The 13,704-nt window shown below is 45.8% G+C and carries 13 protein-coding genes; all 13 read left to right on the plus strand.

Annotated features, from left to right (window positions below; translation table 11 throughout):
* The first annotated feature begins 316 nt into the window (after positions 1-316).
* The 13 genes from G517_RS0112420 to der all read left to right on the plus strand — a co-directional run bounded on the left by G517_RS0112420 (position 317) and on the right by der (position 13,525).
* Complete coding sequence (locus tag G517_RS0112420) at positions 317-1,123, plus strand: RNA methyltransferase (RefSeq protein ID WP_051206371.1); 807 nt, start codon at positions 317-319, stop codon at positions 1,121-1,123.
* 293 nt (positions 1,124-1,416) lie between these two features.
* Complete coding sequence (gene iscR / locus G517_RS0112425) at positions 1,417-1,890, plus strand: Fe-S cluster assembly transcriptional regulator IscR (RefSeq protein WP_028304676.1); 474 nt, start codon at positions 1,417-1,419, stop codon at positions 1,888-1,890.
* Positions 1,891-2,095: 205 nt separating this feature from the next.
* A complete protein-coding gene (locus tag G517_RS0112430) occupies positions 2,096-3,241 on the plus strand; it encodes an IscS subfamily cysteine desulfurase (RefSeq protein ID WP_028304677.1) in 1,146 nt (381 codons plus the stop codon).
* Between the two features lie 59 nt (positions 3,242-3,300).
* Positions 3,301-3,624 carry a HesB/IscA family protein gene (locus tag G517_RS0112435; protein WP_028304678.1) on the plus strand — a complete coding sequence of 108 codons (324 nt, stop codon included), beginning with the start codon at positions 3,301-3,303 and terminating at the stop codon, positions 3,622-3,624.
* A 196-nt stretch (positions 3,625-3,820) separates the two neighbouring features.
* Positions 3,821-4,249 carry a nucleoside-diphosphate kinase gene (gene ndk / locus G517_RS0112440; RefSeq protein WP_028304679.1) on the plus strand — a complete coding sequence of 143 codons (429 nt, stop codon included), beginning with the start codon at positions 3,821-3,823 and terminating at the stop codon, positions 4,247-4,249.
* A 230-nt stretch (positions 4,250-4,479) separates the two neighbouring features.
* Positions 4,480-5,607 carry a dual-specificity RNA methyltransferase RlmN gene (rlmN, locus tag G517_RS0112450; RefSeq protein ID WP_028304680.1) on the plus strand — a complete coding sequence of 376 codons (1,128 nt, stop codon included), beginning with the start codon at positions 4,480-4,482 and terminating at the stop codon, positions 5,605-5,607.
* A gap of 24 nt (positions 5,608-5,631) precedes the next feature.
* Positions 5,632-6,369: a type IV pilus biogenesis/stability protein PilW gene (pilW, locus tag G517_RS19040; RefSeq protein ID WP_051206372.1), complete on the plus strand. Its 738-nt coding sequence runs from the start codon at positions 5,632-5,634 to the stop codon at positions 6,367-6,369.
* A 45-nt stretch (positions 6,370-6,414) separates the two neighbouring features.
* Positions 6,415-7,437: a RodZ domain-containing protein gene (locus G517_RS0112460; RefSeq protein ID WP_028304681.1), complete on the plus strand. Its 1,023-nt coding sequence runs from the start codon at positions 6,415-6,417 to the stop codon at positions 7,435-7,437.
* A 170-nt stretch (positions 7,438-7,607) separates the two neighbouring features.
* On the plus strand, positions 7,608-8,717 hold the full coding sequence (gene ispG / locus G517_RS0112465; RefSeq protein ID WP_028304682.1) for a flavodoxin-dependent (E)-4-hydroxy-3-methylbut-2-enyl-diphosphate synthase: 1,110 nt from the start codon (positions 7,608-7,610) through the stop codon (positions 8,715-8,717).
* Between the two features lie 129 nt (positions 8,718-8,846).
* Positions 8,847-10,124 carry a histidine--tRNA ligase gene (gene hisS, locus G517_RS0112470; RefSeq protein ID WP_028304683.1) on the plus strand — a complete coding sequence of 426 codons (1,278 nt, stop codon included), beginning with the start codon at positions 8,847-8,849 and terminating at the stop codon, positions 10,122-10,124.
* A gap of 117 nt (positions 10,125-10,241) precedes the next feature.
* The gene (locus G517_RS0112475; RefSeq protein ID WP_028304684.1) at positions 10,242-10,886 is read left to right on the plus strand and encodes a YfgM family protein; all 645 of its coding nucleotides are present in this window, start codon (positions 10,242-10,244) and stop codon (positions 10,884-10,886) included.
* Between the two features lies 1 nt (position 10,887).
* A complete protein-coding gene (gene bamB / locus G517_RS19045) occupies positions 10,888-12,042 on the plus strand; it encodes an outer membrane protein assembly factor BamB (RefSeq protein WP_036591461.1) in 1,155 nt (384 codons plus the stop codon).
* A gap of 61 nt (positions 12,043-12,103) precedes the next feature.
* Positions 12,104-13,525, plus strand: coding sequence for a ribosome biogenesis GTPase Der (der, locus tag G517_RS0112485; protein WP_028304685.1), 1,422 nt, complete (start codon positions 12,104-12,106; stop codon positions 13,523-13,525).
* Positions 13,526-13,704: the final 179 nt, after the last annotated feature.

Raw genomic sequence — 13,704 nt, forward strand, 5'->3', positions numbered from 1 at the left:
TAAAGAACGAAGGCGCGCATCATACCAGAAAAAGAGTGGAAAACGAGGATGTATCTTCGAGTAAGGTGTACATTTTTTCGGCCATATCACAGCTTTAAGTGGGTTGTTTTAAAATAATTTGTCACAGTGTCCCATACTATAACGCTGTTAGTTTCTTAAGGTAACGGCGCTAGCGTGTTGAGATTGCAGTAAAATTTTGAATTTTTACACATATATTAAGTATGCAAAAAATCTATAGACTAGATCTGTTATGGGCCTTTTATGGGGCTATGACGAGCGACAATAAATTTCAGAATTAATTTTTCAGGTGAGATTGATGACCACAGAGATAGACGATGAAAATAGAGTTGCAGATAAAAAGTTAGCGTCTTCGTTACTGGAACGGGTGCGTATCGTATTGGTTAATACGACGCATACTGGAAATATTGGTGCGGCGGCCCGTGCGATGAAAAATATGGGGTTGTCGCAGCTAACCTTGGTTGCCCCTAAAAACGAGCCAGACGCTGAGTCCTATGCCCGTAGCTCACGAGCAGATGAAATATTGGATCAGGCTGTCATCGCCAAAGACCTAGAAGCAGCCGTAGGTGATTGTCAGTTAGTGATCGGCACTAGCGCTCGGCAGAGAAACTTATGCTGGCCGTTGATTACCCCAAGGCAGATGGCTGATGAAGTAGCAAAAGCTGCTCAAAGTTATCCTCAGGCCAATATCGCCCTTGTTTTTGGGCGAGAAGATCGTGGACTGACAAATGAAGAGCTAGCGCTATGTCATTTTCATGTGAATATTCCTACGGAAGAGAGCTTTAGTTCACTTAATGTCGCCGCTGCCGTTCAGGTGCTGGTTTATGAGCTTCGGGTTAAGTGGCTAGAGCTGCAGGACGCAGGTTTGCCTGACTGGCAGGATGAGTGGGATGTTGACTGGGCTGACTCCGCCGGTGTTGAGCGTTTTTATCAGCATTTGGAGCAGGTTTTGGTTGGTTTGGATTTTTATGACCCTGAAAACCCTAGAAACCTTATGCAGCGATTACGTCGGCTGTATCAGCGGGCGCGACTGGATCAAACAGAGCTGAATATCCTTCGAGGTATATTGACCGCTACGGAAAAAGCATCCGGTTTGAAAAAATAGCAACGTTGGGGCTAGCGGTTGATAGTGGACTTGAGGATTGTTGATGGTGGATTTGAGCGTTATAAGGGAAGCGATCAATTTTCGAACAATACTTGACCAAAACAGTAGGTGTTATCATAATGCTAAATTATAAAGGGTAAACTAAAGTCTTTAATGTGGCTCGGCCTCTAAAATGATATAGGCTGAAAATATGAGAAGGTTCTTTAACCTTTTACCGCTGAAAGACAGGTTGACAGCACGATAGTCGGCTTTAGTTGCTGAAGCTTTAGTAGATATTATTTGGGGATAACACAATGCGGCTGACGACCAAAGGGCGTTATGCAGTAACGGCGATGCTCGATTTGGCGCTACATGCGACCGATGGGCCGGTAAGTTTGGCGGACATTTCAAAGCGACAAGAGATCTCTTTGTCTTACCTTGAGCAATTGTTTGCCAAGTTGCGTCGTAATGAGCTAGTAAGCAGTGTTCGAGGCCCAGGTGGCGGCTATCAGTTAAGCCGTGAAGGTGATGATATCTTTGTTGCCCAAGTTGTGGATGCAGTGAATGAATCTGTTGATGCGACCCGGTGTGGTGGACAGGGTGACTGTAAGGATGGACGTGAATGCTTGACGCACCATTTGTGGTGTCAGTTGAGCGATCAAATTCACGATTTTCTTAACAGTATCAGCTTAGGCCAGTTAGTTCGTCAGCATGAAGCGTCGGCTCGAGAGGCATGCGGCGTTAAAAATGTTGAGCAGAATAATAAAATACAGGTCGCTATAATGTAGTTGCTGGCGGGATGTGTTGTTTTCTAAGCCAGACCTAGGTCTGGCTTTGTTGTCTCAGCCTGACTGTCATTATTTAATTATCCCGCAGTATTTAACGACTGGATATTAATGACTTGCTTGATATTAACGACTTAATAGTTGAGTGATCATTTCTATAGTTGAAAGGTCGTTTTTACTGCGTGGCCTGATTTTGGTGCTAATAACGATGCAAACCCTTTACATGGATTACGCCGCAACGACTCCTGTTGATCCTGCCGTTGCAGAAAAGATGATGCAATACCTAACCTCAGACGGTTGCTTTGCTAACCCCGCGTCCCGCGCTCATATGTTGGGTTGGTTTGCGGAGCAGGCGGTGGAAGAGGCGCGTTTAACCGTAGCAAAGAGCATCGGCTGTGATCTGCGTGAAATCGTTTGGACTTCTGGTGCAACGGAATCGAACAACCTAGCTCTAAAAGGCATTGCGGAAACCCGTAAAGCTCAAGGCCGACATATTGTTACCTCGGCTATTGAGCATAAAGCGGTTTTAGATACCTGTAGTTGGCTAGAAACTCAAGGCTTTGAGGTGAGTTATTTGAAGCCGAACGCTCAGGGTCTGATCTCTGTTGAACAAGTAAAAGCAGCGCTGCGTGATGACACCATTTTAGCTTCTTTTATGTGGATCAATAACGAGTTGGGTAGTATTAACCCCATTGCTGAAATAGGCGCTGTGCTGCAAGAACAGGGCGTTGTATTCCATGTGGATGCGGCTCAAGCCGGTGGCAAAGTTGCGATGGATCTCACGGCTCTGCCCGTTGATCTTGTTTCATTTAGCGCCCATAAATTTTACGGGCCTAAGGGCATAGGCGCGCTTTATGTTCGCCGTGATCCAGCGCTTAAAGTCGCGGCTCAAATGCACGGTGGTGGCCATGAGCGTGGTATGCGTTCCGGCACATTACCAACACATCAAATTGTCGGTATGGCAGAAGCGTTGCGTATTGCTACCGATCGGCTTGATGACGATTTTCAGCATTTAACCCAGATACGTCGACAGTTTTGGCAAGGTGTCTCTACCCTTGATCAGATCGCTGTAAACGGTGATTTAGAACGGGGTTATCCAGGGATTCTTAACCTCTGCTTTGCCGGGGTTGATGGTGAATCCCTGCTAATGGCATTAAAGAATGTAGCGGTATCAACAGGATCGGCATGTAACTCTGCCAGTGTTGACCCTTCCTATGTTTTGAGTGGTATTGGTTTAAGCCGTGATAAAGCACTGGGTTCTCTGCGCTTTAGTTGGGGCCGCTTTACCACAGAAAATGAAATTGAACAGGCCGTTGCCAGTGTTAAACATGCGGTGGCGGCACTACGTGGCTAGCAGCACGAGTGATTAAGATGGTTGCCGGTTATAGCCGGTTATAAATAAAGGAATCCGTTATGGCAGTAACTATTACAGAAACAGCGGCGGGTCATATTCGTAAGTGCCTGTCTGATCGTGGCAAAGGTGAAGGGTTGCGGGTGAAAGTGAAGCCGAGCGGCTGTTCAGGTTTCTCTTACGTTTTAGATTTTGCCGATGAAGTTGCCTCTGGTGATCATGTGTTTGAACAACATGATGTTAAGGTGATTATTGATGCTGAAGCCCTTGATGTTTTAGATGGCAGTGAAGTCGATTATGTCACCCAAGGCCTGAACAGCTTTTTCCGTTTTAATAACCCTAATGTTAAAGACGAATGTGGTTGTGGGGAAAGTTTTAATGTCTGATCTGTAGGCGGAATGTCGCGAGGGATTTTTACGGTTTTTTTAGTATAAAGTCGCAGCGTGACATACTAATTTGCCCTTAACCTGCGTATACTTCGCGGGTTTTTATGGCTGAACATGGAAAACGTCTTACGCTTTAATGTTGGCTCTTTTCACTGTTCTTTAATTTCACTGAATATATACGTTGGAGAATTATCCGATGGCAGTAGAACGCACTCTTTCTATTATCAAACCTGATGCAGTTGCTAAAAATGTTGTTGGTCAGATCATTGCGCGTTTTGAAAACGCTGGCCTGCAAGTTGTTGCCGCTAAAATGATTCAACTAACTCAAGAGCAAGCTGAAGGTTTTTACGCTGAACACAAAGAGCGCCCTTTCTTCGGTGATCTAGTGTCTTTCATGACTTCAGGCCCTGTTGTTGTACAGGCTCTGGAAGGTGAAAATGCAATTCTTACTAACCGTGATCTGATGGGCGCAACTAACCCGAAAGAAGCAGCTGAAGGCACAATTCGTTGTGATTTCGCTGAGTCTATCGATGCGAACGCCGTACATGGTTCTGACTCTGCAGCTTCTGCAGAGCGCGAAGTGGCTTACTTCTTCAGTGCTGAAGAAATTTGCCCGCGCGGTTAATACCTTGGCTGGCTTGCGAGCTTGTTTGTACAAGCAAGCACGATGCAGGCCACCCAACCCTTGCAGCCACCTTGTGTGGCTGCTTGTGGTTTTGAAAAGCCCATTTTAATTGGCTTTTTAATTAAATTTTTATCCAAACTTTAATTTCTTTCAGGTTGATCTGCGGCTTTTCTGCTGTTTTAAGCGCTTACCGTAGCCAGCCAGCTCTCACTTTTTACCGGTGAACCGACATGAACGCTGATACAAAAACTAACCTACTTGGTTTAACCACTCAACAGATGGAAACATTTTTTGATTCTATCGGAGAGAAGCGTTTTCGCACCGCTCAAGTGATGAAGTGGATCCACCACTATGGTGTGGATAACTTTGATGATATGACCAATCTAAGTAAACCGCTGCGGGCCAAGCTGAAAGAGATTGCTGAGGTACGAGGCCCAGAAATCGTTTATCAGGATTTTTCTGATGACGGTACTCGTAAATGGGTGCTTAAAGTCGATGGCGGTAGCTGTATCGAAACCGTTTTGATCCCTATGGATGAAAAACGTCGCACGCTATGTGTTTCATCCCAAGTGGGTTGCTCGTTGGATTGCAGTTTCTGCTCAACAGGTAAGCAAGGTTTTCAACGTAACCTAACCGCCGCTGAAATTATCGGACAGGTTTGGGTAGCCCAGCGCTCTTTTGGCCCTCGCACGGACACCGCGAAGCGACCTGTTACCAATGTTGTGATGATGGGCATGGGCGAGCCGCTGATGAACTTTGAGCCGGTGATGGCCTCTATGCGTCTGATGCTTGATGATATGGGGTATGGTCTGTCTAAGCGACGTGTCACGCTGAGTACCTCTGGTGTTGTTCCTCAAATTGAAAAGATGATTGGTCAGATTGATGTTGCTCTGGCGATTTCACTCCATGCGCCTAATGATGAGCTACGTAGCGAGCTGGTGCCAATTAATCAGAAATACCCGATTCAGCAATTACTTGATGTTTGTCAGCGTTATCTTGATACGTTGGGCGATAATCGTTCTATTACGATTGAGTACACGCTTATTGCCGGTGTTAACGACCAGCCACAACATGCGGCACAGCTGGCTAAGGTGTTGCGTCAGTTGGATTGTAAAATCAATTTAATACCGTTTAACCCCTTCCCAAATAGCGATTATCAGCGCCCAAGCCGTAACGCTATTATGCGCTTCCAAAGTGCAATGGTTGATGCCGGTTACTTGGTTACCGTACGCAGTACCCGTGGCGACGATATTGATGCGGCCTGTGGTCAGTTGGTAGGGCAGGTGATGGATCGTACCCGCCGTAGTGCTAAATATATTGATGCGGTTCAGATTGATGCAGGCTCTGATGTAGGATAGGTCATCGGATGAAAAGGAGGTGTTATGGCACGAAAAAGGATCTTGTTAGTCGCGGCCATAACCCATATATTCTTACTAGGATGTACGGCCCAGCCGGAACAACTTTTGCAAAGTGAACCTGCCATCGAAAAGAGTGTCAGTTCATACGCTACCTTGGGCTTCGCTTATCTTGAGCGGGGCAATAATGAGCGGGCAAAGCGTGCTTTTTTAAAGGCTTTAAACCTTGATAGTGATGCCGTTGATGCGTTACATGGTATGGCTCTGATTTATCAGCAAGAAGGTGAGCTTGAGTTAGCGGAGCATTATTTTACCCAAGCGCTTGATGAGCGTGACTCGTTTTCGGTCGCACGAAACAACTTTGCAGCATTTCTCTATCAAGAAGGGCGGTATGAGGATGCATGCGAGCAGTTAAAAATAACTGTCCGTGATACTCTATATGCCAATCGCCAATTAGCTTTCGAGAATTTAGGGCTGTGTCAATTAAAGCTTAATCAGCAGTCTGAAGCGGAAGAATCTTTTAAGCGTGCGTTACAATTAGATAGAAGCTCTTACCACAATTCTAGCCGAGCATTGTTAGAGTTAGCGGATCTTAAGCAAGAGCAAAACCGCCCGCTAGATGCATGGGGTTACCTTCAGCAACACTTGGAAGTTGCTAAAACCTCTAAGCGGAGTTTAATGTTAGGCATCCAGCTAGCAGAACAGTTGGGGAAAAAAGCCGAGCGCAGCCGTTATTTATCTGAATTTTCCCGGCTGAACCCATAAAGCTAAAATGACAAAAGAACCGAGACCGCAAGGATTAATCTGATCATGACCGATACCGTTGCTACTCAGGATAATGCTGAAACATTGCTACCGGAAGATATGCCCGGAGCACAGCTAAAGAAAGCCCGCGAGCGTAAGCAGCTAAGCACTCAAGAAGTAGCTGATGTACTGAATTTGAAGCACTCTTTTGTGCTAATGATGGAGGCGGATCAATACGATTCCTTACCGGGGGCAACTTTTGTTCGAGGTTACCTTCGCGCCTATTCAAAGCTGGTTGGCGTTGATCCTGAAAAGCTATTGGATGTTTACAATCTTGCGTTCAAAGAAGATGCCAAGCTTGAGCAGCGTTATAAGCCTATTGAGACGATTAAGCCGCAGCGTAGTTTCTCTGACCCTCTTATTAAATATACGACGCTGGTGGTTATTGCGGCACTTATTGCCCTCTCCATCATTTGGTGGCAAAGCCGAAATGGGTCTGAATCGCTGAGTTTAAGTGCTAGCGATACGGTGACGGTTGAAACCTCAGAAGGCGAAACCATTGTTGCTTCGATGGATATAACGAAACCTGATGAGGCCTCTGTCGAAGGTGATTCGGCAGTAGATGATAATGGCGATGTTGATGCTACCGGTGATGATACTGATCATTCAGCTGATACTGCTACAGATGAGATCGCAGATAGCGATAGCACAACTGTAGCAGGCAGTGGTGTTGATGCGGCTAAGCCTGATGAAAAAGTGGTTGAAGCACCGCCTGTACGGGAAGAGGCCCGTGTAAGTCCTGCGAAAGTGGAGACTGCTGAATCCATTGATATGGATGCGATTAACCAGCATACCTTTACCATCAATTTTGATGAAGAATGCTGGGTTGAAGTAACAGATGCCCGTGGCATCAAGGTTGTTTCAAACTTAAAAAAGCCCGGAGAGGAATCATTAGTGAAAGGTTTACCGCCGTTTAAACTAATGATTGGCAATGCAGGTGGTGCAAGAGTGACGTATCAAGGCAAAAATGTTGATTTGAAAGCACACACGAACAAAAACAACATTGCGCGATTTACTTTAGGGAAATAACATCCCAACAGAATATGTAAACAGGGCTAGAGGCCCTGTTTTTGACTATAGCTCTGGTTCAATTTGGCCGGAGCTTTGCTGTTTACAGCGGGTTAATTTTTCAGTACTTGGTTTTAATTATTCGTCTAAGCCGTTTTGCTTGTACGTTTGCTTCAGAGAGAGACATCCTCGTGCATTTTGAGTCCCCGATCAAACGCCGTAAATCTCGCCAAATCATGGTGGGTAATGTAGCTGTAGGTGGTGATGCCCCTATCTCCGTTCAAAGTATGACTAATACCGAAACCTGTGATGTCAGTGCAACGGTCGGTCAGATTATGCGCCTGGAAGATGCTGGGGCAGATATTGTTCGTGTTTCTGTGCCGTCCATGGAAGCCGCTGAAGCTTTTGGTAAAATACGCCAACAGGTGAATGTGCCTTTAGTGGCGGATATTCATTTTGATTATCGCATCGCTTTGAAAGTTGCTGAATTAGGTGTTGATTGTTTGCGGATTAATCCCGGCAATATCGGCAGTGATGACCGTGTTCGCCAAGTGGTTGATGCCGCACGGTACCACGGTATTCCTATTCGGATTGGCGTTAATGCGGGATCTTTGGAAAAAGAGCTGCAGAAAAAATACGGTGAACCAACGCCCGACGCCTTGGTGGAATCCGCCATGCGCCATATCGATATTTTAGATCGTTTGGATTTTCAGGACTTTAAACTCAGTCTTAAAGCATCAGATGTCTTTATGACCGTGGCGGCATACCGTAAAATTGCTAGCCAAATTGAACAGCCGCTGCACTTAGGTATTACAGAGGCCGGTGGCCTACGGTCGGGAACCGTTAAGTCATCTGTCGGTCTGGGTATGCTATTGATGGATGGTATTGGCGATACCATTCGAGTTTCTTTGGCGGCTGATCCCGTTGAAGAGATTAAAGTTGGCTTTGATATTCTAAAAAGCCTAAAACTGCGTAGCAACGGTATTAACTTTATTGCTTGCCCAAGCTGCTCCCGTCAGAACTTTGATGTTATCAGCGTGATGAATGAGCTGGAAACCCGCTTAGAAGATATTCGTACACCGCTGGATGTTGCGGTAATCGGTTGTGTGGTTAACGGCCCCGGTGAGGCAAAAGAAGTTGCATTAGGTTTGACCGGTGGTTCACCTAATTTGGTGTATATCGACGGTAAACCTGCTCAAAAATTGAGTAATGAGAATTTAGCCGCCGAATTAGAAGTGATGATTCGAGAGCGTGCTCGATTGAAAGACGAGGCAGATGCTCAGCTGATAGCGAAGAGCTAATCCAAGATTAAGTTTCAGGACTTATCTGTAGCCTATCGCTTCTATTTCAATGGGCACGTCAGTTTTAACCGGCAGAATAATACATATACCGTACATATATTGAGTAAATATAGAATTTAGGAAACCATTTTGTCTAAGAAAATTCAAGCGATTCGGGGTATGAACGATATTCTGCCCGAGCAAAGTGCAGTGTGGCAGTATCTTGAGTCGACAGTAGCAAATCTACTAAAACGCTACAGCTATCAAGAGATTCGTATGCCGATTGTTGAACAAACGGCACTGTTTAAGCGTTCTATTGGTGAAGTCACCGATATTGTCGAAAAAGAGATGTACACCTTTGAGGATCGTAACGGCGACAGCCTTACTTTACGTCCTGAAGGCACCGCTGGCTGTGTTCGCGCAGCAGAAGAACACAGCTTACTGTACAACCAGATTCAACGTCTGTGGTACAAAGGGCAAATGTTCCGTCATGAACGTCCGCAGAAAGGTCGTTATCGCCAGTTCCATCAAATTGGTGTGGAAACGTTTGGAATGCAAGGCCCAGATATTGATGCAGAACTTATTATTTTAAGTGCTCGTCTTTGGAAAGAGCTAGGGCTTTATGATTCCGTAACACTAGAGTTAAACTCTCTGGGTTCCTCTGACGCTCGCGCAGAATACCGTACAGCTTTGGTTGAGTTTTTATCCGCTCGTAAAGATGAGTTGGACGAAGACAGCCAGCGTCGCCTTGGAAGTAATCCAATGCGGATTCTTGATAGTAAAAGCCCAGAAACTCAAGCGTTACTCGATGGTGCACCAGTATTTGAAGATTATATTGATGAAGAGTCTAAAGCTCACTTCGAGCAGCTCTGTGCCATGCTGGATGCTGCCGGTATTGCGTACCAACTTAATCCTCGGCTTGTACGTGGCTTAGATTACTACTGCAAAACCGTATTTGAGTGGACGACAACGGAGCTTGGCTCTCAAGGTACTGTCTGTGCTGGCGGTCGTTATGATGGTCTAGTTGAACAGTTAGGTGGTCGTGCAACCCCTGCCGTTGGCTTTGCGATGGGTGTTGAGCGCCTCATCTTAATGCTACAAACCTTAGATGCTATTCCCGCCCATGTGAGCCATCAGCCACAGATTTTTATTGCAGCGGTTGGCGAAGGTATGGCGACTCAAGGTTTGTTATTGGGTGAAATGTTGCGTGAAAAAACAGATTACCGTACTCAGATGCACTGCGGTGGTGGCAGCTTTAAAAGCCAAATCAAAAAAGCCGATAAAAGCGGTGCAGAGATCGCTCTAATTTTAGGTGAAAGCGAAGTTGCTAATGGTGAAGTGGCCGTTAAGTTCCTGCGTGAAGCACGAGAGCAGGAAACCGTTAGTTTGTCTGCTTTGATTGAATTTTTGCAGCAAACTGGCCTCTAGATAAATCCATTGAACTAGATAATTCTGTCAGAATAGCACTTTATTTTTAAATAGCATTTTTGTAAAAGCTTGATGCACAGGCTTTTTTCAGGAACAGATTGCCACAGGAGATATCCGGTGACTGAGTTACGTACCGAAGAAGAACAGATTGAATTAATCAAACATTGGTGGAGAGATAATGGTAAAGCGATCATTATTGCTTTGATTTTATCCGTAGGTTCTATCGGTGGTTGGAAATGGTGGCAAGCTGATCAAGCGGCGAGTGCGCAAGCGGCCTCTTCCGCCTATGAACAGCTAATGAATGTAATGAACAAACCTGAACTAACGGATGAAGAGCGAGCTACGGCTCAGCATCTTGCGGTCACATTGCAAGAAGAGCACAAAGAAACGCTATACGCGAGTTATGCGGCCCTGTTTGAAGCAAAATTACTGGTAGATGATCAACAGCTTGATGCTGCATTAACCGTATTAAAGAAAGCGCAAGCTGAAGCGGTAACGCCATTGATTAAAGAGATCGCCTCCGTGCGTGAAGCTCAAATTCTATGGCAGCAAGACAAGTCTCAGCAAGCGCTAGATCTACTTAATGGCTTGGTAACAAGTGCTTATACTGGCAATGCTGAAGAGTTAAAGGGTGATATTCTGGCTGAAATGGGGCGTAACGATGATGCTCGTAACGCCTATGAAAAAGCGAAGACCGCTTTTAATACATCTGGTGTTGCTCGACCTGTAATCGAAATGAAACTGGCAGATCTAGGAGCCTGATATGTTGCGCTGGCTGACTCCGGTTTTATGTTTGCTTTTGGCTGGCTGTGGTAGCTTGCCAGAGCCGCAGTACCCACCTAAATTGCTAACGGATATTAATGTGAGCGCGGAAGATCGCGTTGAGTTGGATATCGTTTGGCAGGATTTTGCGGCAAAAGGAGCTGGGGAGTTAGGCTATCTATTGCCTCCTGTTGTTGCTGATGAACGGATTTTTGCCATTGATCGTGATGGTCATTTAACCGCATGGCAGCGCGACAAAGGTACTTTTCTATGGGAAGCAAAGCTTGATAGTGGTGCCAGCTCAGGTCTTAGCTATAATCAGGAGCAGCTCTATGTGGGAACCCAGAATGGTGAAGTGATGGCTTTATCGGCCACGGGTGGACAAATTCTTTGGCGCACACGCTTAAGTACAGAAGTCCTATCACCACCTCAGGTTAATAATTCCTCCCACCAGCTCGTGGTGCAAACGGCAGATGGCAAGGTTGCAGCGCTGGATGAGCGTACAGGTCGTATTCTGTGGAATTATGAAAGTACCGAGCCATTGTTAACATTGCACGGAACGGCAACACCGTTAGTTGTGCCTTCTGCAACGTTTACTGGCTTTGCTAATGGTCGCGTGGTGGCTATTGATAACCGTAATGGTCAGTTAGCTTGGGATATACGGGCAGCTGTGCCCACGGGTAGAACTGATATTGAACGCTTGGTTGATGTGGACGGCCAACCTTTGCTGACGAGTAAAGGAATGCTGGTTGTTACCAGTTATCAAGGACGTTTAATTGCTTTAGACCCTTCAAGTGGGCGTGGTATCTGGGAGCGTAAAGACTCTAGTTATTACCCTGCGGTGGAAGGTTTTGGCAATATTTTATATGTGGATGAAGCCAGTAATATCGTTGCGTTGGATGCCCGTTCTGGAGGCGTACTCTGGAACCAAAATGCACTAAGTGGTCGTCGGTTAACGGCTCCTGTTGTGTGGGGTGACACGCTAGTCGTAGCGGATTATGAGGGTTTTATCCATCTTGTCTCTTTAACGGATGGCCACATTGTGGGCCGTATTGAGGCAGATGCCAGTGGTATTGAGCAGCCGCTTATTGCCACTGACACTATTTTATACGCTGTAGCGGTGAATGGCCGCCTGATTGCAATTGGCCGTCAGTAGGTAGCAGCAGCGTGACATTTTTCTGCGTGCGCAGACCTTTTGAAGAACTGAAGATATCTGAATGAATCCTGTTATTGCTTTAGTTGGCCGCCCAAATGTGGGCAAATCAACACTTTTTAATCGTCTTACCCGTAGCCGGGATGCCTTAGTGGCTGATTTTTCTGGTCTAACTCGCGACCGGAAATACGGTGAAGGTAAGGTCGGTGGTAAGCCTTATATCGTAATTGATACGGGCGGTATCAGCGGCGATGAAGATGGTATTGACTCCGCAATGGCGGGACAGTCTTTATTAGCGATTGAAGAAGCAGACATCGTTCTCTTTATGGTGGATGGTCGTGCGGGCCTCAATGTGGCGGATCAAATGATCGCCCAACACTTGCGTGAGAAAGGTAAAGAGGCTTGGCTGATCGTTAATAAAACGGATGGTTCTGATCCCGATGTGGTTGTGGCTGAGTTTTTTGCATTGGGTATGGAACGTTACCCAATCGCCATTGCAGCGGCCCACGGTCGTAATGTAACGGCGATGATTCAACATGTTTTGGAGCCGTATCCAGAGCTTGATGAAGAAGAGGAGGCGCTTCACGCGCAACTGAAACACAAAGGCGTTCGTATTGGTGTTATTGGTCGTCCTAATGTGGGTAAATCCACACTGGTGAACCGAATCTTGGGTGAAGACCGAGTAGTTGTTTTTGATCAGCCAGGTACTACCCGTGATGCTATTTCTATTCCGTTTGAACGGGATGGTCAGGAATATACCCTGATTGATACTGCTGGTATTCGTCGTCGTAAAAACGTCACCGAAATTGCAGAAAAATTCTCGATTATTAAAACACTAGAAGCGGTACGTGAATGTAACGTTGCAGTGATGGTTATTGATGCCCAAACCGGTATTGTTGAGCAAGACCTACACTTACTGGACTTTGTTCTGGAAAGTGGCCGAGCCTTGGTGATTGCGGTTAACAAATGGGATGGCCTGGATGTAAACATCAAAGACAAAATTAAAGAAGATGTGGATCGTCGTCTTGGTTTTGTTAATTATGCTGATATCCACTTTATCTCTGCCTTACACGGTACGGGTGTTGGGCATTTATATAAATCGGTCAATAATGCCTTCGAATCGGCCATGAGCCATTGGCAGACTAACCGATTGACTACCATCTTGGAAGACGTGGTAAAAGAGCACCAACCACCGGTTGTTCGTGGTCGCCGTATTAAGCTACGTTATGCACACCAAGGCGGTAAAAATCCACCGATTATTGTGGTACATGGCAGCCAAACCGATGCGATCCCAGAGAGCTACAGACGTTACCTGACCAATACCTTCCGTAAGGTATTGAGAGTTAAAGGTACACCGATTCGGTTTGAATTCCGCTCTGGTCATAACCCGTATGACAATACGGATAAAGATGATCGCCAGAAGGCTAAAGATCGTCAGTTGAATATGACAAAAGAAGCCCGTGACGAGCGTAAGAAACGCCGTTAAGTTGCTTTAAAGGATTTTGGGATTTAGACCTGTGTTATTAAAAAGACCTTGAAGCAAATGCTTCAAGGTCTTTTTTTTGAAGTCACAAAGAAAGAATTAAAGTAAGGCATTAGGGCTTCAAACTTCACAAAGACTCTATCTTTGACCCTATCTTCAACCCTGCCTCTAATCTACATGAA

The organism is Oceanospirillum maris DSM 6286 (genome assembly GCF_000422865.1).
Classification (GTDB): domain Bacteria; phylum Pseudomonadota; class Gammaproteobacteria; order Pseudomonadales; family Halomonadaceae; genus Oceanospirillum; species Oceanospirillum maris.

Bases quoted from the DNA above. Each gene is read 5' to 3' on its own strand.
- G517_RS0112420 (WP_051206371.1), top strand. From the start codon at position 317: ATGACCACAGAGATAGACGATGAAAATAGAGTTGCAGATAAAAAGTTA.
- iscR (WP_028304676.1), top strand. From the start codon at position 1,417: ATGCGGCTGACGACCAAAGGGCGTTATGCAGTAACGGCGATGCTCGAT.
- G517_RS0112430 (WP_028304677.1), top strand. From the start codon at position 2,096: ATGCAAACCCTTTACATGGATTACGCCGCAACGACTCCTGTTGATCCT.
- G517_RS0112435 (WP_028304678.1), top strand. From the start codon at position 3,301: ATGGCAGTAACTATTACAGAAACAGCGGCGGGTCATATTCGTAAGTGC.
- ndk (WP_028304679.1), top strand. From the start codon at position 3,821: ATGGCAGTAGAACGCACTCTTTCTATTATCAAACCTGATGCAGTTGCT.
- rlmN (WP_028304680.1), top strand. From the start codon at position 4,480: ATGAACGCTGATACAAAAACTAACCTACTTGGTTTAACCACTCAACAG.
- pilW (WP_051206372.1), top strand. From the start codon at position 5,632: ATGGCACGAAAAAGGATCTTGTTAGTCGCGGCCATAACCCATATATTC.
- G517_RS0112460 (WP_028304681.1), top strand. From the start codon at position 6,415: ATGACCGATACCGTTGCTACTCAGGATAATGCTGAAACATTGCTACCG.
- bamB (WP_036591461.1), top strand. From the start codon at position 10,888: ATGTTGCGCTGGCTGACTCCGGTTTTATGTTTGCTTTTGGCTGGCTGT.
- der (WP_028304685.1), top strand. From the start codon at position 12,104: ATGAATCCTGTTATTGCTTTAGTTGGCCGCCCAAATGTGGGCAAATCA.